Annotated in this window: 21 protein-coding genes, 2 tRNA genes and 2 pseudogenes; 11 read left to right on the top strand and 14 right to left on the bottom strand. The window is 66.7% G+C overall.

Annotated elements, in window-relative coordinates; genetic code table 11:
• Positions 1 to 39 precede the first annotated feature (39 nt).
• Positions 40 to 1,152, bottom strand: coding sequence for a calcium:cation antiporter (locus ACFQBT_RS00995; protein ID WP_377819967.1), 1,113 nt, complete (start codon positions 1,150 to 1,152; stop codon positions 40 to 42).
• A gap of 149 nt (positions 1,153 to 1,301) precedes the next feature.
• On the opposite strand from ACFQBT_RS00995, the gene mgtE reads away from it, so the two are divergent.
• The 4 genes from mgtE to ACFQBT_RS00975 all read left to right on the top strand — a co-directional run bounded on the left by mgtE (position 1,302) and on the right by ACFQBT_RS00975 (position 5,576).
• A complete protein-coding gene (gene mgtE, locus ACFQBT_RS00990) occupies positions 1,302 to 2,654 on the top strand; it encodes a magnesium transporter (RefSeq protein WP_377819965.1) in 1,353 nt (450 codons plus the stop codon).
• A 91-nt stretch (positions 2,655 to 2,745) separates the two neighbouring features.
• On the top strand, positions 2,746 to 3,468 hold the full coding sequence (locus ACFQBT_RS00985) for a response regulator transcription factor (protein WP_377819963.1): 723 nt from the start codon (positions 2,746 to 2,748) through the stop codon (positions 3,466 to 3,468).
• A 15-nt stretch (positions 3,469 to 3,483) separates the two neighbouring features.
• A complete protein-coding gene (locus ACFQBT_RS00980; protein WP_377819962.1) occupies positions 3,484 to 5,103 on the top strand; it encodes a sensor histidine kinase in 1,620 nt (539 codons plus the stop codon).
• Positions 5,104 to 5,126: 23 nt separating this feature from the next.
• Positions 5,127 to 5,576, top strand: coding sequence for a GtrA family protein (locus ACFQBT_RS00975; RefSeq protein ID WP_377819961.1), 450 nt, complete (start codon positions 5,127 to 5,129; stop codon positions 5,574 to 5,576).
• A 7-nt stretch (positions 5,577 to 5,583) separates the two neighbouring features.
• Here ACFQBT_RS00975 and ACFQBT_RS00970 read toward each other — a convergent pair.
• Together ACFQBT_RS00970 and hpxO are read right to left on the bottom strand one after the other, a co-directional pair.
• Positions 5,584 to 6,989, bottom strand: a pseudogene (locus ACFQBT_RS00970) (class II fumarate hydratase).
• Between the two features lie 43 nt (positions 6,990 to 7,032).
• On the bottom strand, positions 7,033 to 8,190 hold the full coding sequence (gene hpxO, locus ACFQBT_RS00965) for an FAD-dependent urate hydroxylase HpxO (protein ID WP_377819960.1): 1,158 nt from the start codon (positions 8,188 to 8,190) through the stop codon (positions 7,033 to 7,035).
• A gap of 164 nt (positions 8,191 to 8,354) precedes the next feature.
• Here hpxO and ACFQBT_RS00960 point away from each other — a divergent pair, with 164 nt between their 5' ends.
• Positions 8,355 to 8,942 (top strand): lipocalin family protein, encoded by a 588-nt coding sequence (locus tag ACFQBT_RS00960; protein ID WP_377819959.1) that lies wholly within the window; start codon positions 8,355 to 8,357, stop codon positions 8,940 to 8,942.
• On the opposite strand, the gene ACFQBT_RS00955 is transcribed toward ACFQBT_RS00960, so the two are convergent.
• Positions 8,939 to 9,214 (bottom strand): DUF7218 family protein, encoded by a 276-nt coding sequence (locus ACFQBT_RS00955; RefSeq protein ID WP_377819958.1) that lies wholly within the window; start codon positions 9,212 to 9,214, stop codon positions 8,939 to 8,941. The two genes, ACFQBT_RS00960 and ACFQBT_RS00955, sit on opposite strands and share 4 nt — an antisense overlap.
• A 453-nt stretch (positions 9,215 to 9,667) precedes the next feature.
• Between ACFQBT_RS00955 and ACFQBT_RS00950 the strand changes: the two genes are divergently transcribed.
• A complete protein-coding gene (locus tag ACFQBT_RS00950) occupies positions 9,668 to 10,444 on the top strand; it encodes an endonuclease domain-containing protein (RefSeq protein ID WP_377819957.1) in 777 nt (258 codons plus the stop codon).
• 166 nt (positions 10,445 to 10,610) lie between these two features.
• On the opposite strand, the gene ACFQBT_RS00945 is transcribed toward ACFQBT_RS00950, so the two are convergent.
• A tRNA-Ser gene (locus ACFQBT_RS00945) sits at positions 10,611 to 10,704 on the bottom strand.
• Positions 10,705 to 10,955: 251 nt separating this feature from the next.
• Here ACFQBT_RS00945 and ACFQBT_RS00940 point away from each other — a divergent pair.
• Positions 10,956 to 11,483: a hypothetical protein gene (locus ACFQBT_RS00940; protein WP_377819956.1), complete on the top strand. Its 528-nt coding sequence runs from the start codon at positions 10,956 to 10,958 to the stop codon at positions 11,481 to 11,483.
• A 33-nt stretch (positions 11,484 to 11,516) separates the two neighbouring features.
• On the opposite strand, the gene ACFQBT_RS00935 is transcribed toward ACFQBT_RS00940, so the two are convergent.
• Positions 11,517 to 12,845, bottom strand: a complete 1,329-nt coding sequence (locus ACFQBT_RS00935) for an IS256 family transposase (protein ID WP_245934222.1) — start codon at positions 12,843 to 12,845, stop codon at positions 11,517 to 11,519.
• A 157-nt stretch (positions 12,846 to 13,002) separates the two neighbouring features.
• On the opposite strand from ACFQBT_RS00935, the gene ACFQBT_RS00930 reads away from it, so the two are divergent.
• Entirely contained in the window at positions 13,003 to 14,109 is a 1,107-nt protein-coding gene (locus tag ACFQBT_RS00930; RefSeq protein ID WP_377819955.1) for an LCP family protein, read from the top strand.
• Between the two features lie 88 nt (positions 14,110 to 14,197).
• Here ACFQBT_RS00930 and ACFQBT_RS00925 read toward each other — a convergent pair whose 3' ends face one another.
• Complete coding sequence (locus tag ACFQBT_RS00925; protein ID WP_109687934.1) at positions 14,198 to 14,401, bottom strand: cold-shock protein; 204 nt, start codon at positions 14,399 to 14,401, stop codon at positions 14,198 to 14,200.
• Positions 14,402 to 14,600: 199 nt separating this feature from the next.
• Entirely contained in the window at positions 14,601 to 15,530 is a 930-nt protein-coding gene (locus ACFQBT_RS00920) for a LysR family transcriptional regulator (protein WP_377819954.1), read from the bottom strand.
• A gap of 82 nt (positions 15,531 to 15,612) precedes the next feature.
• On the opposite strand from ACFQBT_RS00920, the gene ACFQBT_RS00915 reads away from it, so the two are divergent.
• The 3 genes and pseudogenes from ACFQBT_RS00915 to ACFQBT_RS00905 all read left to right on the top strand — a co-directional run bounded on the left by ACFQBT_RS00915 (position 15,613) and on the right by ACFQBT_RS00905 (position 20,213).
• Complete coding sequence (locus tag ACFQBT_RS00915) at positions 15,613 to 16,851, top strand: MFS transporter (protein ID WP_377819953.1); 1,239 nt, start codon at positions 15,613 to 15,615, stop codon at positions 16,849 to 16,851.
• Positions 16,852 to 17,079: 228 nt separating this feature from the next.
• Positions 17,080 to 18,464 (top strand): annotated as a pseudogene (locus ACFQBT_RS00910) (FMN-binding glutamate synthase family protein).
• A 90-nt stretch (positions 18,465 to 18,554) separates the two neighbouring features.
• Positions 18,555 to 20,213, top strand: coding sequence for a thiamine pyrophosphate-dependent enzyme (locus ACFQBT_RS00905; protein WP_377819952.1), 1,659 nt, complete (start codon positions 18,555 to 18,557; stop codon positions 20,211 to 20,213).
• Between the two features lie 3 nt (positions 20,214 to 20,216).
• Here the strand turns inward: ACFQBT_RS00905 and ACFQBT_RS00900 are convergent, their stop codons facing one another.
• From ACFQBT_RS00900 to ACFQBT_RS00875, 6 genes are all read right to left on the bottom strand, one after another.
• Positions 20,217 to 21,455, bottom strand: coding sequence for an amidohydrolase (locus ACFQBT_RS00900; protein WP_377819951.1), 1,239 nt, complete (start codon positions 21,453 to 21,455; stop codon positions 20,217 to 20,219).
• A gap of 25 nt (positions 21,456 to 21,480) precedes the next feature.
• Positions 21,481 to 21,942 (bottom strand): FUSC family protein, encoded by a 462-nt coding sequence (locus ACFQBT_RS00895; protein ID WP_377819950.1) that lies wholly within the window; start codon positions 21,940 to 21,942, stop codon positions 21,481 to 21,483.
• Between the two features lie 11 nt (positions 21,943 to 21,953).
• Positions 21,954 to 22,454, bottom strand: a complete 501-nt coding sequence (locus ACFQBT_RS00890) for a hypothetical protein (RefSeq protein WP_377819949.1) — start codon at positions 22,452 to 22,454, stop codon at positions 21,954 to 21,956.
• Positions 22,455 to 22,469: 15 nt separating this feature from the next.
• Complete coding sequence (locus ACFQBT_RS00885) at positions 22,470 to 22,721, bottom strand: LapA family protein (protein WP_377819948.1); 252 nt, start codon at positions 22,719 to 22,721, stop codon at positions 22,470 to 22,472.
• A gap of 42 nt (positions 22,722 to 22,763) precedes the next feature.
• A complete protein-coding gene (locus ACFQBT_RS00880; RefSeq protein WP_377819947.1) occupies positions 22,764 to 23,015 on the bottom strand; it encodes an Rv0909 family putative TA system antitoxin in 252 nt (83 codons plus the stop codon).
• Between the two features lie 268 nt (positions 23,016 to 23,283).
• A tRNA-Ser gene (locus tag ACFQBT_RS00875) sits at positions 23,284 to 23,370 on the bottom strand.
• Positions 23,371 to 23,433 lie beyond the last annotated feature (63 nt).

The raw sequence follows: 23,433 nt of genomic DNA, 5'->3' as shown, positions 1-23,433 counted from the left end.
CTACGGCTCCCCGGCTCGGGTGGAGGACGAAGCTGCGGCCTAGGGGTTGGCGGCCAGGAAGACGAACGCGAAGAGGATCCACAGGTGCAGCGCGCCCTGCATCCGGGTCGCCCGGCCGGGCACCACGGTGAGGATGCCCACCGCCACGGTGAGCGCCAGCATCACGATCTGCATCGACCCCAGGCCCAGGTGCAGCGGCACCGGCAACCAGATCGACGCCAGGGCGATCACCGGGATCGTCAGACCGATGGAGGCCATCGCCGAGCCGTACGCGAGGTTCAGACTGATCTGCACCCGGTCTCTGCGCGCGGCGTTGACGGCCGACAACGATTCGGGCAGTAGGACGAGCATCGCGATGATCACACCGACGAACGAGTGCGGAAAGCCCAGGGCCGCTACGCCTTCCTCGATCGGCTTCGACTCGACCTTGGCCAGGCCCACCACTGCGACCAGCGAGACCAGCAGCAGTCCGAAGCTGGCCCACGCCGAACGCGTCGACGGCGGCTCCGCGTGATCGTCGGACATGTCGACCAGTTCGTTGTTCTCATCGACCGGCAGGAAGAAATCGCGGTGCCGGGTCGTCTGCGTCACCACGAACAACCCGTAGATGACCAGCGAACAGACCGCAGCGAAGATCAACTGGGAGCCGGTGAATTCCGGTCCTGGAGCGCCCAGGGTGAACGACGGCAACACCAGGCACACGGTGGCGAGCGTCGCCACCGACGCCAAAGCGGTCGCCGTACCCTCGACGTTGAAGTTGACCGTGTCGTGCTTGATCGAGCCGGCCAACAACGAGGCGCCGACGATCCCGTTGCACGTGATCATGACCGCCGCGAACACGGTATCCCGGGCCAGGGTCGACGCGTCGTCCCCGCCGCTGACCATCAGCGTCACGATCAACGCGACCTCGATCACCGTGACGGCCACGGCCAGCACCAGCGACCCGAAAGGTTCACCGACCTTGTGTGCCACGGCTTCCGCATGCTGCACGGCAGCCAGCACGGAGCCGATCAGCAGGACGGCTACCACGGCGATCCACACCGGGCCAAGGTGCTGGCCCCAGGTGAAGGGCAGGGGGATCAGCGCAAGGATCGGAGCCAGAGTGGTCCAACGCAACCAGAACGGATGTCTCGGCGGTACGGACGTCGCCACGTCGAAATTCTCCTGTGCGTGGTGCGGGGTCGGGAGGCCATCCTCCCATGGCGACGAAACCGCACGAGCGACCGCACAAAGGTCAACGGATCCTCCCAACGCCCGGATTTTCCCAGCGGTGCCCTGACCCGCTCCCATAGCGTTGAGGAGTGACCACTCTCGCATCGGCGATCACGACGCCCGACCCGGCAGCACTGGAGGAGTGGCTCGATGAAACTCCTGACCGCGGCGACCGAGAACGCCAGTTGCGCGAGCTGGCCACGCCCGATCGGACGCGCCTGGTGGCTGCTCTGCAACCGCAACTGGCGGACCGGCTGCTGGCGGTCATCGAACCCCGCACCGCCGCGAATCTGCTCACCTCCGCAAGCCCCGCCACCGCCGCCGGTCTCCTCGCGGCGCTCGACTCCGATATCGCCGCCGACATACTGCGAGAGCTTCCGGAGTCGACCGCCGTGGCCTTGATCGGGGCGCTGCCCCCGGCGCGTGCGCTGGTTCTCAACGGCCTCCTGTCCTGGCCGCCGGACAGCGCCGCTGCGCACATGGTCCCCGAGGCGTTGGTGATCTCGAAGGACCAGGACGTGGACAGCGCGCTGCGCCAACTGCGGGAGCAGACCGCTGCAGCGCCCGTGGATTCGCTCGCCGCGGCGTACGTCTACGTGGTGGACGACGACCGCCGGTTGCTGGGGGTGGTGTCTCTGCAACACCTCGTCCTTGCCGCTCCGGGCACCCCGGTGACCGATCTCACCGAGACCGACATCATCACGGTCACAGCGGACACCGACGAGGAGGTCGCCGCGCGCACACTGACCGACAACCGGCTCGCCGCCCTGCCGGTCATCGACGAGAACAGCACGTTGCTCGGCGTCATCACCGCCGACGTCGCCGCGGACATCGTGGAGGACGAGACCACCGAGGACGCCGAGCGGCAGGGTGGCTCGGAGCCGCTGGACGTGCCGTACCTGGACGCGTCCCCGGTGCGGCTGTGGCGCAAACGCGTCATCTGGCTTCTGGTGCTCTTCATCGCCGAGGCCTACACCGGGACGGTGCTGCGCTACTTCGAGGACGAACTGGATGCCGTGGTCAGCCTGGCTTTCTTCATCCCGTTGCTGGTCGGTACCGGCGGTAACACCGGCACCCAGATCACCACGACGCTGGTGCGCGCGGCCTCGACCGGTGAGGTGGGCCTGCGCGACCTGCGCAAGGTACTGCCGAAGGAACTGAGCGCTGCGGTCATGATCTCGGCCACCATGGCCGCCGTCGGGCTGGTGCGAGCTTGGACTCTGGGCGTCGGGTGGCCGGTCATGATCACGGTGTCCATCAGCCTGGCCGCAATCGTGTTGTGGTCGGCCCTCGTCGCCTCGATCCTGCCGCTGCTGCTCACCAAAACCAGGATCGATCCCGCCGTGGTGTCGGCGCCGATGATCGCGACCATCGTCGATGGCACCGGACTGCTCATCTACTTCATGATCGCCAAGGCCATCATTCCCGAGCTCGGCCAGTAACCCAGCCGCCCGCGAGCGACACAGAGCCCGCATAGACTCCTCACAGGTTGACCCTGGCGCACACATAGTGCCCGACCTGAAACTGGACACCATGAGCACATCCACGTTGAAGCGTTCCGACGGCACGCCCGTTCGCGTTCTGGTCGTCGACGACGAGAGCAACCTGACCGAGTTGCTGAGCATGGCCCTGCGCTACGAGGGCTGGGAGATCAAGAGCGCGGCCACCGGTACCAGCGCGGTCAAGACGTCCAAGGAGTTCAAGCCCGACGCCGTCGTGCTGGACATGATGCTGCCCGACTTCGACGGGATGGAGGTGCTGCGCCGGCTGCGCGACGACGACCCGACCCTGCCGGTGCTCTTCCTGACTGCCCGCGATTCGGTGGAGGACCGGGTCGCCGGCCTGACCGCCGGCGGCGACGACTACGTCACCAAGCCGTTCAGTCTCGAGGAAGTGGTCGCACGGGTGCGTGCCCTGCTACGGCGTTCGGTGCAATTGACGCAGGATTCCTCCTCCGTGCTCGTGGTGGGCGACCTCAAACTCGACGAGGACTCCCATGAGGTCACCCGGGACGGCGAAGAAATCAGTCTGACGGCCACCGAATTCGAGCTGTTGCGGTACATGATGCGCAACCCCAAGCGGGTCCTGTCCAAGGCGCAGATCCTCGACCGGGTCTGGCACTACGACTTCGGCGGCCAGGCCAATGTCGTCGAGCTGTATATCTCCTACCTGCGCAAGAAGATCGACGCCGGTCGCGCGCCGATGATCCACACGATGCGCGGCGCGGGTTACGTGCTCAAGCCCGCATCCTCCTGACCCTCCGGAAGTTCCGTGACCTTCACCGCCAACCCGGCCCGCTGGACGCTTCGCACCCAGCTGGTCGCCTCGTTGATCGCGCTCTTCCTGATCATCACCGCCGCCGTGGGCAGCCTCACGGTGGTGGCGCTGCGGAATACATTGACCAATCAGGTCGACCAGCAGTTGATGGCGAGCGCCCAGGCCATGGCCAACGGCGGGCCGGGCATCGGCGGCCCGAACGGCAGCCCGAGCAACGGCGGGTCGCTGGAGGTCGACTACCTGTCCGACGGCAGCGTCCTGCAAATGACCGACCGCTACACGAACGTGACCAGTCCCCGGGCGTTCGTCACCCGGCTGGGCGGAGAGAACATCCAGCTCAGTGCCGTCCAGATCGCCTCGCTGCGCGAGTCGGGGATCAGTAGAACCCCGACCACCGTTTCCCTGGGAAGTGAGCTCGGCAGCTATCGCGTGGTCTCCGTCCAGAACGACCTGGACTACCGGACCGCCGACGGGGACCGGGCCACCGTCCAGGTCGTCAGCGTGATCGGGCTGCCCGTGGACTGGGTCGACAGCACGGTCGCCCGGACCGCTTTGGCCATCGCGTTGCTCTCCGGCGCCGGCGTGCTCCTGGTCGCTGCCGGCGTGGCCTGGATCGTGCGCCGTACCCTTCAACCCCTGCGCCGGGTCGCCGCCACCGCGACCCGGGTCTCCCACCTACCCCTCTCCGAGGGCAAGGTGGAGATGTCCGACCGGGTGGCGGAGGCGGACACCGATCCGAACACCGAGGTCGGCCAGGTGGGCGCTGCGCTCAACGAGATGCTCGATCACGTCAACCACGCGCTCGACGCGCGGTACGCCAGCGAGTTGCAGGTGCGCCAGTTCGTCGCGGACGCCAGCCATGAGTTGCGTACGCCGCTCGCCTCGATCCGCGGCTACGCCGAATTGTCCCGCCGCGAGAAGGAGCCGGTGCCCACCGGAGTCAGCCACGCCCTGGGGCGGATCGAATCCGAGGCCGACCGGATGACAGCACTGGTCGAGGACCTACTACTGCTCGCCCGTCTCGACGCCGGCCGTCCGCTGGAGCGCTCCGAGGTCGACATCACCCGGCTGCTGCTGGAGACCATCGGCGACGCGCACGCCGCGAGCCCGGAGCACGATTGGCAGCTGGACCTGCCCGATTCGCCGGTGGAGGTCGAAGGGGACGAGGCCCGGTTGCGGCAGGTCATCATCAACCTGCTGGGGAACGCCCGCCGGCACACTCCCGACGGCACCACTGTCGTCGCCCGAGCGCGAACCGCCGGCGATCAGGTCGAGATCTCCATCACCGACAACGGACCGGGTATCGCACCGGAACTGGTCCCGCGCATCTTCGAGCGATTCACCCGTGGCGACGAAGCCCGCACTCGTACCGAGGGATCCACCGGTCTGGGGCTGTCCATCGTCAGTGCCGTGGTGGCCGCCCACCACGGGACCGTCGAAGTCCACTCGCGGCCGGGCGCCACGACCTTCACACTCTCGATTCCTCGCCGGGCCGGCAGTGGGCCTACTGTCGACTCCGAAGGCGTGACCCTGGCGGAGCCCGACCGGCCGAGCCGGCCCGCCACCACCACCTCCGAACCGACCAGCGACGACGCTGTGGGAGCCAGTCGATGAGCACCGCCAACTACCATTCCCCGATGCCGTCTGACCGGCGGGTCCTGACCGGGCAACTGATCCGGTTCGCGGCAATCGGCGTCGCCAGCACCGTGCTCACCCTGGGCCTGTTCGCCGCCTTCGATCAGTTCATGGGCCGCCAGCTGGCCAACCTCACGGCCTTGGTGCTCGCCACCGTCCTCAACACCGCCGCCAACCGGTACTTCACCTTCGGGGTGCGAGGGTCGCAGGGGCACGCCAAGGTGCAACTGCAGAGTCTGGCGCTGCTGGCCATCACCTGGGCGGTCACCGCTTTGTCGCTCGTCATCCTGCACCACGTGGCACCGGGAGCTTCGACCTTCTGGGCGACCGTCACCCTCGCCGCTGGCAACCTGATCGCGACCGCCGTGCGATTCGTGCTGCTGCGTCGATGGATGAAACCGTCTACCTCCTCGGCGCAGAACGCAGCCGAGGCCATCCCGACCGAACTCTGAGCGTCGTTCAGCTCGGCTTGGTCATCGACAGGACGTCCAGGGCACTGTCCAACTGCTCCTCGGTCAACGTGCCGTTCTGCACGTGACCGCGCTCGACGACGACCTCACGGATCGTCTTGCGCTCCTTCAGCGACTGCTTCGCGATCGCAGCCGCCTCGTCGTAGCCCACGAAGTGGTTCAGCGGCGTCACAATCGACGGCGAGGACTGCGCGTAGGTCAGGCACTGATCCACGTCCGCCTCGATGCCGTCGACGCACCGGTCCGCGAAAACCGTTGTCACACTGGACAACAGCCGGATGGACTCCAGCACGTTGCGCGCGATCACCGGGAGCATCACGTTCAGTTCGAAGTTGCCGGCGGCGCCGCCCCAGGCGACGGCCGCATCGTTGCCGATGACCTGCGCAACCACCTGACACATCGCCTCGGCCAGCACCGGATTGACCTTGCCCGGCATGATGGACGAGCCCGGTTGCAGATCCGGCAGGTGGATCTCGGCCAACCCGGTGCGCGGCCCGGAGCCCATCCAGCGGATGTCGTTGCTGACCTTGTTCAGGCCGACCGCGATCGTGCGTAGCACCCCGGACAGCTCGACCAGTCCGTCGCGGGCGCCCTGCGCCTCGAAGTGGTTGCGAGCCTCGGTCAGGGGCAGACCGGTCTCCTCGGACAGCAGGGTGATGACTTCACCGGCGAATCCGGCGGGAGCGTTGATACCGGTACCGACCGCCGTACCTCCCAGGGGAGCTCGGCGACCTGGGGCAGTACGCCGCGCAGCCGGTCCACGCCGTACCTCACCTGGGCGGCATAGCCGCTGAACTCCTGGCCCAGGGTCACGGGCGTGGCATCCATCAAGTGCGTGCGGCCCGACTTCACCACGGTCTCGAAGGCGGTCGCCTTGGTCTCCAAAGCGGCCGCCAGGTGTTCCAGCGCCGGGATCAGGTCGTTCACGACCGCCTTGGTCGCGGCCACGTGCATGGCCGAGGGGAACTGGTCGTTGCTGGACAGCGGATCGTTGACGTCGTCGTTGGGGTGCACCGGCTGACCCAGCTTCTCCTGCGCCAACGTCGCAATGACCTCGTTGGCGTTCATGTTGGAGGAGGTTCCCGAGCCGGTCTGGAAGACGTCGATCGGGAACTGGTCGTCCCAATCGCCCTGCGCCACTTCGGCGGCCGCAGCGGCGATGGCGTCGGCCTTGTCCTGGTCGAGCACGCCGCGTGCGGCGCGCACCCGGGCGCCGGCGCCCTTGATCAGGGCCAGGCCGGCGATCAGTTCGCGCTCGATGGGTTGCCCCGAGATCGGGAAGTTGGCCACCGCCCGCTGCGTCTGTGCCCGCCACTTCGCGTCGAAGGGGACCTCGACCTCCCCCATCGAATCCCGCTCGATCCGTACCTTCACCGGTCCCACGTCAGTCGTCATATTTCAACGCTACGCCGGATGAGGTGGCCCTGACGGCCGGGGATCAGTCCAGCGGGTTGCCCTCGATGTTGCTCACGATGCCCCGGACGATGCCGGTGCCGTCCTCACAGCGCAGTTCGTCGTACCACGCTTGCGTAGCGGCCGGGTCCTTCGCGTGCGTCACATCGCACCGCTTGCGCGCGCGCAACACCAGGTCACCGGCGCGTTCGGTGCGCTTCTTCTCGTATCGTTTGAGCGCATCCTCGACGCCAAGAGTGTTGACCCGCAATGCAATGGACAGTGCGATGGCGTCCTCCATCGCCGAGCAGCCGCCCTGGCCGATGTCCGGAGTCGTGTTGTGCCCGGCATCGCCGACCAGTGTGACCCGGCCTTTGGTCCAGGTGTGGAACGGCTCGACGTCGAAGATCTCGACCCGGTTGGTGGTCATCGGGTCGAGCGTCGAGATCAACGATTGGACGCCCGGCGCCCAATGCCCGAAGTGCTCGGCGAGGACCTCCTTGGCACTCGCCCGGTCGTAGTCCAGGCCTGCCGGCAACGGCACATCGAAGAAGAAGTAGAACCGGCCCTCGGATACCGGCATGACCGAAACCCGTTTGCCCTCACCGACATACGTCGTCCACTGGTCCGCCGGTCCGAAGTCGGTGTTGACCGGGACCAATCCGTTCCAGTTGACGTATCCGGCGTACCGGCGCTGCGTGGGAGCACCCAGGACGTAGTCGCGGGTCATCGACTTGGCCCCATCGGCACCGATCAGCAGATCGCCGGTCGCCGTCGAACCGTCGGCGAAGGTGGCCGTCACCTGCGAGCCGTCATCCGCGATGTCGACCATCCGCATGCCGAAGTGGATCTCGTCGATGCCGTACTCCTGCATCAGCATCAACTGCAGTTCCGCACGCGCGACCGGGAACGGCCGTTGCCCCACCTGCTCGATCAGCGGCGCCAACGAGAACTGGCACATGCCCTCGCCGGTCAGGCCATCGACGTACGCCATGGAGTCCATCACCCCGCCGAGTTTGACCATCTGCTCGTGCAGGCCGAGGTAGTTCATGCACTTGACCCCGTTGGACCATACGGAGATGGCGGCACCGACCGGTTTGTTCTCGGTGACCTGCTCGTAAACCTCGGTCTCGAAGCCGGCCTGCTTCAGCGCGATCGCCGCACTCAGTCCGCCCATCCCCGCACCGATGATGATCGCTTTCATATCGCGCTCCGTCCGTGCCGATCCGCCTCGTGTCGACGCTATGGGCGGCGTGCTTCGGGGAATGTGCGATGACGTTGCCACCGTGTTACGGCCGGAGTACGACGAAGTGACCTCGGTCACTTCGGGCGGTTGGCAACCGACCTTCGCATGCGTAGGTTCTGGCCATGAGACTCCTACGCATCGCAGCCGCGGCCACCCTCGTCACCGCCGCCGCTCTGGCGGGGAGCACCGCGACGGCGTCCGCCACCACGGCGCCGACCAAGCCCGTGGCCTCCGTCGACCTCACCCGCTACCTCGGGTCGTGGTACCAAGTCGCCGCCATCCCGCAGTGGTTCTCCCTGCAGTGCGCCAAGGATTCGACCGCCACCTATACCGCCAACCCGGACGGGACGGTCGGCGTACGCAACGCCTGCACCACCTACTGGGGATCCAGCAGTGTTGTGACCGGCAAGGCCAAGGTGCAGAACGCACCGGCCACTTCCGAGCTCGCCGTCTCGTTCCTGAAGCTCTTCGGTCAGCAGATCTATACCGGCACCAACTACCAGGTCATCGGCCTCGGCGCCGCCTACGACTGGGCCGTCGTGACCGACCCCGCTCGCTCGAGCGCGTTCGTGATTTCCCGTGCCCCGGCGCTGACCGCTGCGCAGAAGGCCACGGTTGAGTCTGTGCTCACCGAGAACGCCATCGACCCGTGCCGCCTGCAGGTCACGCCCGTCACCGGTGGAAAATCCAAGACCGGCAAGTTCTGCTAGTCGTCTCGCATGGCCTCGATGAGTTCGTCCTTGGTCATCGTTGAGCGTCCCGGGATCTGCAACTCGCGGGCCCGCTTCACCAGATCGGCTTTGGTCCACTCTTCGTAGCCGGGGGATTTGCCGCCCTTCCTGCCGACGGCAGACCGCGACGACTTCGCGGCTGCGTTGGCGATCCGGGCGGACTTCTGCTTGGAGTTGCCCTCCTCGCGCAGCGTTTCGTAGAGCTCCGGATCCTTCACGGACGGTCCGGGGTCGCGCTTCTTGGCTGGCATGAGGGCACCTTCCCTTCGTGGGGTTGGCAGCCAGCCTCTCGCCGTACGTCGATCGGCCGCACCACCCGAACGGCGCTAAAGGCGCCACGACAGGGCCACTCGACCCACGCAACCGCCCTACCCCCGCACCACCGGAACAACACAGGGCCACTCGACCCACGCAACCGCCCTACCCCCGCACCACCGCAACAACACAGGGCCACTCGACCCACGCAACCGCCCTACCCCCGCACCACCGCAACAACACAGGGCCACTCGACCCGGACGCCGGACGCCCACCCCCTGTGGATATTCCACGACCCGCGACCCGGGAACCGTCAACACTGGCGACATGCGCACGACATTCAGCACCCGTAACCAACTGTTGGCGCGCGGGTGCCGGCGGCACAGCTTCGACCGGGTGGGGCTTACCAACGGATAACTCGCGATGTCTTCGTCGATCCGCACGTGAAGGTGACCTTCGAACTCCGGGTCGACGCGTTTCTGCATCGGGCTCCGACCCGAGCAGTCGTATCACGCCACACCGCAGCGACTTTGCTGGACGCGATCGTGCCGCACAGCGGGACAGTTCACTTCAACGGGCCGGCGGGCTCGCGCTGGCGCCCGGCCGGCACCACGATTCACCGCCGTCAGGACACCCCGTGGGTCCTTCACAATCACCGGCCGGTCACTCCCGCGGCCTGCACCTTCACGGAGTTGGCCGAGGATCTCGAACTCGTCGACCTGGTGGTACTCGGCGATTCCCTGGTCCGAAGAAAGCACGTGTCGTGCGAGGGGCTGGTCGCCGCGGCCGCGGACGGCAGCGGGAGGCATGCGATCCGAGCACGGACTGCGGCGGGTTTGGTTCGCGCGCGGGTCGAATCGGCCAAAGAAACCCGGACGCGCCTGCTCCTGGTCTTCGCCGGGCTGCCCGAACCCGAATGCAACTACCGGATCCTGGACGAGCACGGTCGCGAAAAGTGGCGGCTCGATCTGGCGTACCCGGCACTCAAGGTCGCCATCGAGTACGACGGTGACCATCACTTCGACTCCGCCGAGCAACGCCAGAAGGACCGGCTGCGGCGTGAGTGGTTGATGGCGCACGGATGGCAGGTCATCACGATCGTCGCGACCGACCTGTGGCGTCGACCGGGGCAGGTCCTCGACCGTGTTGTGCAAGCGCTCGCGGCCGCCGGTTCAAAGGCCCGGGTTTGCCGTTTGGCCTGGCAGGAACACTTCCCGGTGAGGTGAGGCGGGTCGACCCCGGCAAAACAGGGCCACTCGACCCAGGCAACCGCCCTAGCTCCGCGCCACCGCAACAACACAGGGCCACTCGACCCACGTGCGCAGCGGGTACGAGTAGGCAACGAAATGTCCGGCACCCCTCGCTTGCGCGCGGAGCACCGGACATTTTCGTTGGCGGAGGCGGAGGGATTTGAACCCTCGATGGGGGTTTAGCCCCAAACCCGCTTAGCAGGCGGGCGCCATAGACCAGACTAGGCGACGCCTCCCCACCCGGCCAGGGGCCGAGTCGCTCACACCGCCGCAGCAGGTGAGCGACCGCAAGGCTACCGGCCACAGCACTCCGCTCCAAACTGCGCTCGGCGACGGGCGCTCGCGACGAAGCTGGGCATTTCCTGTGGCAGCCCCGTCGGACCCGTATATCGCTCGATTGCATGTCATGCTCAGCGATGGATGCAATGATCGGACGTTGCATAAGTGACAATTGCTGATGCACACCGTTTGAAAGCGAGACTTTTCGATGCCAGACAATCCTGGCACCACTGGGGGGAGCGGCGGGGCCACGGCGCACCGGCTGCCGGGGCAGGGTGCAGCGAGTAGTCGCACGCCGCCCCCGCGGCCGGGGCCGGCGTCGGACGACCCGCCCCCGAGCCGGCACGCCGCGCGCACCGTGCGCTCCTATGACGTACGCCGAGCGCTGACCTTGATCGCGATGAGCACCGTGATCCCCGGGCTCGGCCTGATTTTCACCAAGGCTCGCAAAGTCGGCGTCATTCTGCTCGGGATGTTCCTGGTCGCAGCCGTCGTCCTGGGTTTCATGCTGCTCAAGGGCGGTTTCGTCCAAGGCGCGGGTCGCCTGGGAACCGGAAAAGGTCTGTGGTTCCTGCTCTTCATGTTCATCATCGGCGGCTTGTTGTGGTTGGCCGGCATCGTCCTCACGGCTCGCGAGACGATGGATCTGCGGTGGCCGCAGCAGACGAAGTGGCTGCAGCGCGGTTTTGCCTTCGTGATGTGCTTGCTCGTGGAGCTTGTCAAGTTTTCTGTGTAAGGAATCGGTTTCTCGTTGTTGGTGTTTTGGGGTTTACAGGTGGGGGTTGATGCGGTCGGGGTAGAAGACCGCGAGTTGTGCGAGGGCTTGTTTCCAGTTGGTGACGACTTGTCCTTCGACGAGGCGCCCGGGGGCTTTGCGTGTGGCTGCGGGTCGTCCTTTCTCTTTGGCGCGTTCGCGGGCTCGTTTGTCTTCGATGTTGCAGATCGCTAGCCACAGCAGCTTGATGACGGCGTCGTCGGAGGGGAAGTGGCCACGGTTCTTGGTGACCTTGCGCAACTGGAAGTTCAACGACTCGATGCTGTTGGTCGTGTAGATCACCCTGCGTAGTTCGGGTGGGAACCCCAGGAACGGGATGAACCGGTCCCACGCGGCGTACCACGTCTTCCACGCGTGTGGGTATTTGATGCCCCACTCGGAGTCAGCGAAGTCATCCAGCGCCGCTCTGCTGGTCTTCTCATCGACCGCGGTGTACACCGGTCGCAGTGCAGCGGCGACCTTCTTGCGGTCCTGGTAGCCCACGAACCGCATCGCGGCCCGGATCAGGTGCACCACGCAGGTTTGCACGGTCGCGGCCGGCCAGGTCGCTTCGATCGCATCGGGCAGGCCGGTCAGCCCGTCGCAGCACACGATCAGCACGTCGCGCACGCCGCGGTTGGCCAGGTCCGCGCAGACCCCGGCCCAGAACTTCGCGCCTTCGGTTTGCTGCAGCCAGATCCCCAAGACGTGCTTGATGCCGTCCATGTCGACCCCGACCGCGATGTGCGCGGCCTTGTTGATCACGTGCCCGCCGTCGCGGACCTTGACCACGATCGCGTCCAGGTAGATCACCGGGTACAACGCGTCCAACGGGCGCGCCTGCCAGGCCAGGACTTCCTCGGTCACGGCGTCGGTGATGTTGCTGATCGTCTCGTGGGACAGTTGCGTGCCCAGCGTGGCTTCGAGGTGGTCGGCGATATCGCGGACCGTCATCCCGCCGGCGTACAGGCTGATGATCATGTCATCCAACCCGCCCAAGCGCCGCGAGCCCTTGGGCACCAGCCGCGGGGTGAACGTCCCGTCCCGGTCCCGTGGCACCGCCAGATCCACATCCCCGGCCTGCGTCGCGAGCGTCTTGGGGCTCGAGCCGTTGCGGGAGTTGGGGAACTGGTCGGCGTCCGGGTCGCCCTTGGCGTAGCCGAGGTGATCGGTCAACTCCACGGCCAGACCCCGTTCCAGGCTGGCCTTGATCAGCTCGGTGACGAACCCGCCATCCCCGGTCAGTTCCAGCTGCCCGTCATCGATCTTGGCGAATAGCCCGTCCAACGCCCCGGACTCGGCCAGCTCGCTGACCGCGGCCCGCGCCGGGGACGCAGCCCGGATCGCGCGCCGGGCAGCCAACCGGCTCTCACCCTTCACGGACGGGGCATCGTTCACTTCAGCCTCAACAGTTTCATTGGTCACAGACGACATCGTGTCGCTCATAACGGTCCTTTCTCAGGACCGACTCCTTACACAGACCATTGGACACGCTCTGCTCGTGGCCGCACCCGCCACGGCGGCGACGCGCTACGTGCTGGTCACCCAGGACACGTTCAACACGATCTTCACCGATTACAAGAATCCCACCGCGCACGGCCCGACGACCGGTGACGACCCGTGGGCGGACACCCCGCGGGTGAACATGCTGTTGATCGGGTCCGATGCAGGCGCGGATCGCTGGGCGGTCCGCACCGACTCCCTGATGGTGGCCAGCATCGACACCCGGACCGGTGACACCACGCTGATCAGCATCCCCCGCAACTTCGAGGGCGTGCCGTTCCCGGAGGACAACCCGCTGCACACGATCTATCCCGACGGGTTCCGCTGTCCGCAGCACGCCTGCCTGATGGATGCGGTGTGGGTCGAGGCGGAGTACAACCACCGCAATCTCTTCCCCGCCTCCGAGACTCACCCCGGCTGGACGACCACCAAGCAGGTCGTGGGTGCGATCACCGGACTGCCGATCGATTACAGCGTCGTGGTCAACCTCGCCGGATTCCAGCAGCTGGTCGACGCGATGGGCGGTGTCTGGATCAACGTGCCCAAGGGCGGCATCGCCATCGGCGGCAAGCTGACCTCGAGCGGCTACATCATCCCCGGCAGCATCACCGGCCGGATCCCCGAGGGCTATCACAAGCTCGACGGCTACCAGGCCCTGTGGTACTCCCGCAGCCGCGTCGAGAGCGGCGACGACGACCGCACCCGTCGTCAGCGCTGCATGGTCAACGCGTTGATCGGGCAGGCCAGCCCGCTCACCTTCCTGACCCACTTCGTCGACATCATGAACGTCGCCAAGAACAACATCTCGCTGGACATGCCGCAGGACGACCTTCCGGCGTTCGCCCAGCTGGTGGAGACGATGAAGAAGGGCAACGTTCGCACGGTCAACATCACGACCAAGAACAACGCGCAGGTCGACTTCGACCACGTGCGCAAGTTGATCTCCGAGGGCATCGCCAAACCGCACGACGCCAAGGCACCCACCCCGACCGCAGCCACATCGCCCTCATCGAGCCCGTCGTCGGCACCCTCGACGACGACCACGACGACTCCGGGGTCCAGCACCTCCAGCACGGCCATCTCGGACACGGTGGACAGCTGCTGACCCGACCGCACACAGAAGGCCCCGGCAACCGTGAGGTTGCCGGGGCCTTCTGCTGAAACGACCTAGCGGCCGTTCATGAAGTCTGCGGTCAGACGGCGACGACGTTGGTCGCCTGCGGACCCTTGTCGCCCTGGGTGATCTCGAACTCGACGCGCTGTGCCTCGTCCAACGACCGGTAACCCTGGGTCTGGATTGCGGTGTAGTGGACGAAAACGTCCGGGCCGCCGCCATCCTGGGCGATGAAGCCGAAGCCCTTTTCAGCGTTGAACCACTTGACGGTTCCCTGTGCCATGCGGGGTAACTCTCTTCTGTGAAGCGTTGATTCCGGTGCTCCACCTTGTGCGAAACACCGAGCCGCACCCACCACCCCCGCGGACAGCACACCGAAATGTGGCCCTGACGCAAAAATGCCCGCATCGGCGGGCACCTCTTCGTCGTGCGAGGAACTGCAACTGCAACTGCATTGAACTTAGCACGAACCCTCCGCAGTCCTACCCTTGCGACGTCGGTGAATTCCCGGTGAACTCGTTGATCGACCCGCTGCGCCGCCGCGTCCACGCCCGCAGAAGGTCGGCGAAAACCCGTACCGCGGGCGAGGGTTGACCCGGCCGCATGACCAGCAGCAGCTCCCACGGCGGCACGCCGCGCACCGGGATGGTGACCAGGCCCGCCACGTCGGCGACCGGGACCGGGACCACCGCCACCCCGAGGCCGGCCCGCACGTAGTCGGGCACTGCACCAAGATCGGGTACCTCCACCGCAACCCGCCGCTGCCCGCCCGCGGTCTGCACCATCGCGTCCAGTTGATCGCGCGTCCCGAAGCCGCGGGGCAGGTCGATGAATGGCTCAGCCATCAGATCGCCCACCCCGAGTTCCCGGCGATCCGCCAGCCGGTGCGCGGCCGGCAGCACCGCGACGTACGGCTGCCTGGTCAGGCGCACCACGTCCAGTCCGGACAGTAACTCCCGGCGCAGCCCGACCAGCGTCATGTCCAGCCGGCCCCGCCGCAGATCCGCCGCCAGACCGGTCGATCCGCGTGGCGACACCGACATCTGCACGTCAACCAGCGGGTTCTCCTGTTGGAACCGGGCGATCGCCGAAGGTAGTTGCAGCCAGGCCAGATTCGTGATCACCCCGAATCGCAGCCGGCCCCGCACGCCCGCTTTCGTCTGCGCTCCCTGCTCGCCCAATCGACGTACGCCGTGCATCACCTCCCGCGCGATCGGCAGGGACTGCTCGCCCAGGGCGGTCAACGTGACCGTGCGGGTCGACCGCTCGAACAGCGCACCGCCCAGTTGCCGCTCCAGCGCAGCGATACCGGCCGACACGGTGGACTGTGCGGCCTGGACGCGCGCCGCCGCTCGGGTGAAATTCAGTTCCTCCGCGACCGCGACGAAGAACTCCAAGTGCCGGGTATCCATGACCTCATGATCGATGATTACGATTACTGTGATCAAGATTGTCCGTTGGACACGATCAGTGGCGTATCGCGACCCTTGACGTATGACGACTTCCCTTCCGGTGACCGAGGTCTCCGCCGACGCCGGCCGATCGGCCCACGGGCGCGGCTTCTGGCTGCTGGCCGCGACCTTCATGACCCTGATGGCCTTCACGACCGTTCCGACGCCGATCTACCGCTATTACCAGGAGCGCGACGGCTTCCCGACGTTCGTGATCACGCTGATCTTCGCCGCGTACGGCATCGGGGTGATGATCGGTCTGTATTTCGCCGGGCACCTCAGCGACGTGCACGGTCGGCGCCGAATGCTGGCCGTGGCGATCGGTCTGACCATGATCAGTGCGGCAATTTTCGTCATCTCGCAGGACACCCCCGCGCTACTGATCGCCCGGCTCATCTCCGGGCTGGCGATCGGCGTCCTGACCCCGACGGCAACAGCGGCGTTGGGGGAGCTCGCCGCGGCTCACCGCCCCGACCGCTCGCCCGCCTTCGCATCGACCGTGGCGACCGTGGTCAACACCGGGGGCCTGGCCCTCGGCCCGCTGATCGGCGGCCTGCTGGTCACCCTCCTGCCGGACCCGATGATCATCCCGTACGTCGTGTTCCTGGCCCTGGCAGTACTGACCGTCGTGGCCCTGTGGGCAACCCCCGAAACCGTGAATCCCGTTCCCGCGCAGAATCGTCCGGCGTACCGCCCGCAGCAGGTGGCCCTGCTGCCCGAGGGCCGGGCGCCGTTCCGCGCAGCAGCGCTGGCGGCGGGTGCGGCCTTCTCCGTGCTGGGTTTCTTCACGTCCCTGACCGGAACGTTCGTCGGGCGTGTCCTCGGGTACGGCGCTCCCCTGGTCACCGGCGCCATCGTCTTCGGCGTGCTCGGCGCATCCGCCCTGGTGCAAGTCCTGCTCGGCGGCCTCGACCAGCGTCGGCGGCTGATCACCGGCGTCTGCTCGATCGTCATCGGGTTGGCCCTGGTCGCGCTTGCTGCCATCGTGCGCACCCTGCCGCTGTTCGTGGTCGCAGGAGTGGTCGCCGGTGCGGGCGTCGGCCTCATCTTCCAGGCGTCCGTCGCCACCGCAGTGCGTTTCAGCCAGCCCGACGCACGGGGTGGGACGCTGGCGGGACTCTTCCTCGCGGCGTACGTCGGGATCACCCTGCCGGTCATCGCGGTCGGGGTGGTCGCGACGTGGTGGTCGATCCCGACCGTGCTGGTGGTCTTCGCGGCGCTGGTGGCGCTGACCATCCTGGCCTGCGCACCGGTGATGCTTCGTTCGGCCGCGCGGGGGTGAACCATCAGCCCCGAGTGGTAGGTATGGCGCGTGCTGCGTTTCTACGTCCTGGTCGTCCTCGCCTTCCTCGGCATCGTCAGTGCCACCGTCGCGGCGATCGGCGGATGGGCATGGTGGCTGCTGGTGGCGATCGTGGTGTGCTTCCTGGCGGTCGCCATCTACGACGTCACCCAGAAAAAGCACGCCGTTCTGCGCAACTACCCGGTCTTCGGCCACCTGCGTTTCCTGATGGAGGCGATCCGTCCGGAGATGCAGCAGTACTTCATCGAGCGCAACTTCGACGGCCGGCCCTACGACCGCAACACCCGCACGACGATCTACCAGCGCGCCAAGGGGATCAAGGGCGAGCACCCGTTCGGCACCGAGCGGGATCTGTACGAAGTGGGGTACGAGTACCTGGTGCACTCCACGGCACCGGTCAAGACCATGGAGCGCCCGCCGCGGGTACGGATCGGCGGCCCGGATTGCACCCAGCCCTACGACATGGCGCTGCTCAACGTCAGCGCGATGAGCTTCGGCGCCCTGTCCGCGCACGCGATCGAAGCGCTGAACCGCGGAGCGCAGGCCGGCGGCTTCGCCCATGACACCGGCGAGGGCGCGATCAGTCCCTACCACCGCCGTGGCGGCGGCGACCTGGTGTGGGAGGTCGGCTCGGGCTACTTCGGCTGCCGCACCAAAGACGGCGGTTTCGATGAGCAGGAGTTCGCCAAGAAGGCGGCCGACGATCAGGTCAAAATGGTGCATCTGAAGCTCTCGCAGGGCGCCAAACCCGGCATCGGCGGTGTCCTACCGGGGGCGAAGGTGACTAAGGAGATCGCCCAGACCCGCGACGTACCGCAGGGCCAGACGGTCGTGTCGCCCGCCTACCACCAGGTGTTCAGCACACCGCGGGAGCTGGTGCGCTTCATCGGGCACATGCGGGAGCTGGCCGGCGGCAAGCCGACCGGCTTCAAGCTGTGTCTCGGCTCGCGCACCGACTTCCTGGCCATCTGCAAAGCGATGCTCGAGGAGCGGATCTACCCCGACTTCATCACCGTCGACGGCGCCGAAGGCGGACGGGCGCGGCGCCCGTGGAGTATTCGGACCACGTGGGGATGCCGCTGACCGAAGGTCTGATGACGATCCACAACGCGCTGATCGGCGTCGGGCTGCGCGACCGGATCAAGATCGGCGCCTCCGGGAAGGTCTCCACGGGGGTCGATGTCGTCAAGCGCCTGATCCAGGGCGCCGACTACCTCAACGCGGCGCGCGCCATGATGATGGCCGTGGGCTGCATCCAGGCCCAGGAATGCGACAAGAACACCTGCCCCGTGGGTGTCGCGACCCAGGATCCGCGACGGCAACGCGCCCTCGACGTGCCGAGCAAGGCCCAGCGCGTCACCGACTACCAGCAGGGCACCGTCAACCAGGCGATGCAGATCGTGGCGTCGATGGGTTTGCACTCCTTCGAGGATCTGCAACCGCACATGCTGCGCCGCCGGATCAACCACGGCACCATCGAGTCCTACGCGGAGATCGTGCAGGGCCTCCGATCGGGTGAGTTGCTGGACGAGCCACCGCAAGACTGGGCGAAGGACTGGGCCGCAGCGGACCCGGACCGCTTCGCCCCGTGAAATCCGCACGCTCCCAGGAGATCTCGTGACCACCATCGCCGACCTGATCATCACCGCACTGGCCGACCACGGCGTACGTCAGGTCTGGGGGTGGTCGGTGACGCCCTCAACCCGGTGACCGACGCGATCCGCCGGGAAGAGCGGATGGAATGGCTCGGCGTACGTCACGAAGAGGCAGCAGCGTTCGCTGCCAGCGCCCAGTCCCAACTGACCGACGACCTGGCCGTGTGCATGGGGACGGTAGGGCCGGGAGCTATTCACCTGCTCAATGGCTTGTACGACGCGAAGAAGTCCCACACCCCCGTCCTGGCGATCTGTGGTCAGGTGCCGCGGGAATCAATGGGCACGGACTTCTTCCAGGAGGTCGACAACGACAAACTGTTCGCCGACGTCTCGGTGTTCTGCCAGACGCTGGTCGGGCCCGAGCAGGTGCCCTATCTGATCGAGCAGGCGGTGAACGCCGCTCTGTCGCAACGAGGCGTGGCGGTGTTGACGCTGCCCGGTGACGTCGGCGGTCTGGAGGTCGACAAGGACACACCGGTGCCGCAGTTCGTGTCGAGCGCACCGACCCTCGTTCCCCAAGCGGCGGCCGTCACGGCCGCCGCAGAAGCCATCAACGCGGCCGCGAAAGTGACGATGCTGGTGGGCATGGGCGCTCGGGGGGCGCGCGATGAGGTGTTGGAGCTGGCGGGACGGTTGAACGCGCCCATGGTGCTGAGCCTCAAGGGCAAGGAAGGCCTGGAGCACGACAACCCCTACGAGATCGGCCAATCCGGGCTGATCGGCAATCCCGCCACGGCTCTCGCTTTCTCGTCGTGCGATGCATTGGTGATGGTCGGCACGGACTTCCCCTACACCGAATTCCTGCCCGAGGGGAAGACGGTCGTGCAGTTGGACGTGCGGGGCGCGCACATCGGGCGGCGGACCCCGGTGACCCACCCGATCGTCGGCGACGCTGCCCTGGGGATCAAGGCGCTGCTGTCCGGACTGGAGCCGAAGACGGACACGGGCCACCTGGATCACGCTCGGACGCTCTATCAGAAGTGGCGGGACGGCCAGGAGCACTTCACCGATCCGGCTTACGAGCGCAAGGGATTCGGGCTGTTGCGCCGCAAGGTCGACAATCCCGACGAACGGATCCGGCCGGAGTTGCTGGCCGCTGCCGTGGACCGGCACGCCACCGACGACGCAATCTTCACCTCCGACACGGGGATGTCGACGGTGTGGCTGTCACGGTTCGTGCGCTTCGGCGAATCGCGGCGGCTGATCGGTTCCTACAACCTGGGCTCGATGGCCAACGCCATGCCGCAGGCCCTCGGCGCGCAGGCCCTGGACCGCGTACGGCAGGTGATCTCCTTCAGCGGCGACGGCGGTCTGTCGATGTTGCTCGGCGACCTGATGACCGCGGTCACCCACGACCTGCCGATCAAGGTGGTGCTCTTCGACAACGGCCGGCTGGGGATGGTGAAGCTGGAGATGGAGCAGGTCGGATTGCCCGAGTTCGGCACGGTGCTGCACAATCCCGACTTCGCCGCTGTCGCCAACGCACTGGGACTCAAGGGGATCCGGGTGACAGAGGCAAAGGACGTGGATTCCGCCGTCGCGGAAGCCCTGGCGCACGACGGTCCGGTACTGCTCGACGTACTCACCAATCCGGACGAGATCTCGGTGCCGCCCAAGCCGACCTTCGCCCAGATGAAGGGCTTCGCGATCGCCAAGAGCAAGGAGTTCGTCGACTCCCCGGAGTGAGGCTCAGGCTTTCAACCACGCCTTGGCTGCGGACAGCAGGGCAGCGACGCCGATCTGAAGTGTGGGAGTGATGACCGGCGCGAAGAAGGGTGAGTGGTTCGAGGGCAACTCCCCCACGATGCGCTGCAGCTCCGCGATGGAGGTGGCGCTCTTGAACAGCGCGGGGTCGGCGCCACCGAGGATCCAGAACGCCAACGGCGCTCCCGCCGCCTCCGCCAGGACGCTGACGTCCTCGCTACCGGTGACCGAACCCGGCTGCGCCTGGATCACCTCCGGCAGGTCGCGCGCGAATGCTTCACGGACCTGAGCCGCTGCGGCATGGTCGTTGACCGCGGCGGGGAAGGACTCGACGTACTCGACGGTCGGCTCTTTGGTCGCACCGCTCGCCATTGCCTCTGCCTTGGTGATCCGCTCGATGGCGGCGACAATGCGGTCGCGCACTCCCCGGTCATACGTGCGCAACGTGAGGCGCAGTTGAGCGGTGTCGGGGATCACGTTGAAGGTGGCGCCGCCGCTGTTGATGGACACCACCGACAACACGGCCATCTCGGTGCCGGCCACCTCGCGGGAGACAATGCCCTGCAGCCGGAGGGTCAGGGCAGCGGCCATCAGGACCGGATCGATGGTGGTCTCGGGTCGTGATCCGTGGCCGCCGGCCCCGAAGAGAGTGATCAGGATGGCATCGGGGGCCGCGAAGGAGGCACCGTCCTGGACACCCAGGAAGCCCGCCGGTGCGGGGGCCACGTGCTGACCGAGCACGACGTCCGGCTTCGGGACGATGTCGAACAACCCGTCCTTGACCATCGCCCCGGCCCCGGCGCCGAGCTCCTCCGCTGGCTGGAAGACCGCGATGAGCGTGCCACTCCACGAGTCATCCGCCGCGAGCGCCCGGACCGCACCGATCAGACAGGTGGTGTGTACGTCGTGCCCACAGGCGTGCATGACCGGCACCGTGTCGCCGTTGGCGGCAGTGGCCGTCCTGGTGCTGGCGTAGGGCAACCCGGTCTCTTCGGCCACCGGGAGGGCGTCCATGTCGGCGCGCAGCAGGACGGTCGCCCCGGCACCCCGGCGCAGGATGCCCACCACTCCGGTACCCCCGATGCCGGTCGTGACCTCGAAACCGGCTTCGGTCAGATGCTCGGCCGCGATTGCGGCGGTCCGCTGCTCCTGGAAGGACAGCTCCGGGTTCAGGTGCAGATCTCGATAGACGTCGGCGAGTTCGGCGTCGGTCAGGGCGGCCATCGTGGACTCCTGGGTAGGTGGTGGATCAGGGCAGGTGTGGGTAGCGGACGATGAGTCGTTTCAACGCAGCGGAGACGACGAGTGCCACTGCCGCAGCGATCAGTGTGTAGCCGATGCGATCGGCACTGCTGTGTACGACGCGGTCGGCCGGCACGGTCAACACCACCAGCGCGAACGTGAGCAGAGCGGCGAAGATCCAGTAGCGGGCGGTTACGTAGGCCATGGCCGTCAGGAGCGCCGCGACGACTCCGACCAGGGTCAGCGTGGTACCCCTTCCCAGTAGCGAGATGACCGCGGTCGCGACGATCGCGCCGAGGACAGTACCCCCAGCCCGTTCCACCGAACGGCTCATCGAGTGTTTCTGGTCCGGTGACAGCACGACCAGCGTCGTGAGCACGACCCACCACACGTTGGTCCCCGGGATCCACGCAATCGCGGCGTACGTCTCGATCGCCAGCAGGAGGGCAAGCACGACTCCGAAGGTCACCAGGTGGGTGGTCAGTGGCGGGTGCGGTTGCGCCAGATCGCCGAGTAGGAAGTGCCCGGTGATCGCGACCCAGAGCCCCCGAAGAGCACGAATCCTGCTGCAGCAGCAGCCGCCGGGACGGTGTTCGCCGGGTGGTCCTGCAGCATCGTCACGTGTGGTGCCGCGATCGCCGCAAGGGCCGCCTGGGTTGCGACATAGGTCGCGGGTACCTCCCAGCCGTGGCGAAAGGACCACGCAACCACCAGACCCAGGACCGCCATGAGCCCGGCGGCCAGCGCGGCGTGCGGGCTGACCAACAGACCGACGAAAACCACCGCAGAAGTCGCGAAGGCGACGCCCAGAGCGACCAGTGACCCGCTGATCAGTGACACGAACGTCGGCAGCACACCGACGTAGACGAGGGTGGCATCGCCGCCCGCCGGGCTGAGGAACACGATGAACAGCGGTGCGAGGCACAGCAGAATGCCCGCTGCATACCGGGCGATCGCTCCGGGCGTTGCCGTCAACGCCATCGGATCACCGCGGACTCAGCCCCAGCCCATGCGCCGCTTGAGAGTGAGCCAGGGCCAGAGGGATCCGGCAATCACACCCGCTGCGAACAACACGATGAACCAGACCCAGCCCGGCATCGACCAGTGCAGGCCGAGGAAGCGCAACGTCGCCGACGCCGTGTTGGAAAAGATGAAGATCAGCGCCAGGACCACGATGACCGCAGCGGCGATCGTACGAGCGTTGATGAAACTGGACCTTTGGTCCTTGGCAACCGGTGATGTGCTCATCAGGCACCCTCCATGGTGTTTGTCATCCCGCGAGGGGCTCACTCAGCTGGGCAGTTTGTCGGCGCCCTCATCAATGACCTCGTCGACCTTATCCTTGCCCTCCCCGACCAGGTCGCCGAGCTTGTCCTTGCTCTCCTCGACGAACTCGCTGACCTTCTGCTTCACGTCGGAGAATTTACCGCCGGTCTTGTCGTCAGCGAAGCCTTCCGTGGCATCGACGGCCTCTGAGAACTTCTCCTGACCCGCTTTCAGAAGCTGCTCGGCCTTTTGCTTGGCGTCATCCAGAAACCCCATGTCAGCTCTCCTTGATCGATTCGATGGGCCAGATCCGCCGACCACGCCGCACGCGCCGCTGGTCGGAACCGGCTGCGCTTTAATGATACGGAGCGTTCCGTAATTGACGCCCGGATGTCGGAAAGTGTCCGATGTCGTGCACACTCCGGAAGAGGGGCCGCCACGTCCGCGTACTTCGCTCGGCGGAGGGCGTGGGAACCGTCCGTCTCGCTCGTACCTCGCGAGCCCTCCTCCCTCATGAGGGCGCCGCGGGCCTCGCTTCGCTCGGCGGAGGGCGTGGGATTCGAACCCACGATGGGCGTAAACCCATAGCGGTTTTCAAGACCGCCGCACTAGGCCACTATGCGAGCCCTCCTTGCCGCCTCTATGAGGCAACTGGGCCATCCTACGGGGGCTGGGCTTCCGGTCGATCGGGGAT

The organism is Branchiibius cervicis (genome assembly GCF_042661605.1).
GTDB classification, from domain to species: Bacteria; Actinomycetota; Actinomycetes; order Actinomycetales; family Dermatophilaceae; genus Branchiibius; species Branchiibius cervicis.
Note: the sequence above shows the minus strand (reverse complement) of the source record. Positions and strands in the feature narration are given on the sequence as shown.

Bases quoted from the DNA above. Each gene is read 5' to 3' on its own strand.
- ACFQBT_RS00955 (WP_377819958.1), bottom strand. From the start codon at position 9,214: ATGCCAGCCAAGAAGCGCGACCCCGGACCGTCCGTGAAGGATCCGGAG.
- ACFQBT_RS00975 (WP_377819961.1), top strand. From the start codon at position 5,127: ATGCCGTCTGACCGGCGGGTCCTGACCGGGCAACTGATCCGGTTCGCG.
- ACFQBT_RS00940 (WP_377819956.1), top strand. From the start codon at position 10,956: ATGCCAGACAATCCTGGCACCACTGGGGGGAGCGGCGGGGCCACGGCG.
- ACFQBT_RS00960 (WP_377819959.1), top strand. From the start codon at position 8,355: ATGAGACTCCTACGCATCGCAGCCGCGGCCACCCTCGTCACCGCCGCC.
- ACFQBT_RS00890 (WP_377819949.1), bottom strand. From the start codon at position 22,454: ATGGCGTTGACGGCAACGCCCGGAGCGATCGCCCGGTATGCAGCGGGC.
- ACFQBT_RS00885 (WP_377819948.1), bottom strand. From the start codon at position 22,721: ATGAGCACATCACCGGTTGCCAAGGACCAAAGGTCCAGTTTCATCAAC.
- ACFQBT_RS00880 (WP_377819947.1), bottom strand. From the start codon at position 23,015: ATGGGGTTTCTGGATGACGCCAAGCAAAAGGCCGAGCAGCTTCTGAAA.
- ACFQBT_RS00915 (WP_377819953.1), top strand. From the start codon at position 15,613: ATGACGACTTCCCTTCCGGTGACCGAGGTCTCCGCCGACGCCGGCCGA.
- ACFQBT_RS00900 (WP_377819951.1), bottom strand. From the start codon at position 21,455: ATGGCCGCCCTGACCGACGCCGAACTCGCCGACGTCTATCGAGATCTG.
- ACFQBT_RS00920 (WP_377819954.1), bottom strand. From the start codon at position 15,530: ATGGATACCCGGCACTTGGAGTTCTTCGTCGCGGTCGCGGAGGAACTG.
- hpxO (WP_377819960.1), bottom strand. From the start codon at position 8,190: ATGAAAGCGATCATCATCGGTGCGGGGATGGGCGGACTGAGTGCGGCG.
- ACFQBT_RS00925 (WP_109687934.1), bottom strand. From the start codon at position 14,401: ATGGCACAGGGAACCGTCAAGTGGTTCAACGCTGAAAAGGGCTTCGGC.
- ACFQBT_RS00985 (WP_377819963.1), top strand. From the start codon at position 2,746: ATGAGCACATCCACGTTGAAGCGTTCCGACGGCACGCCCGTTCGCGTT.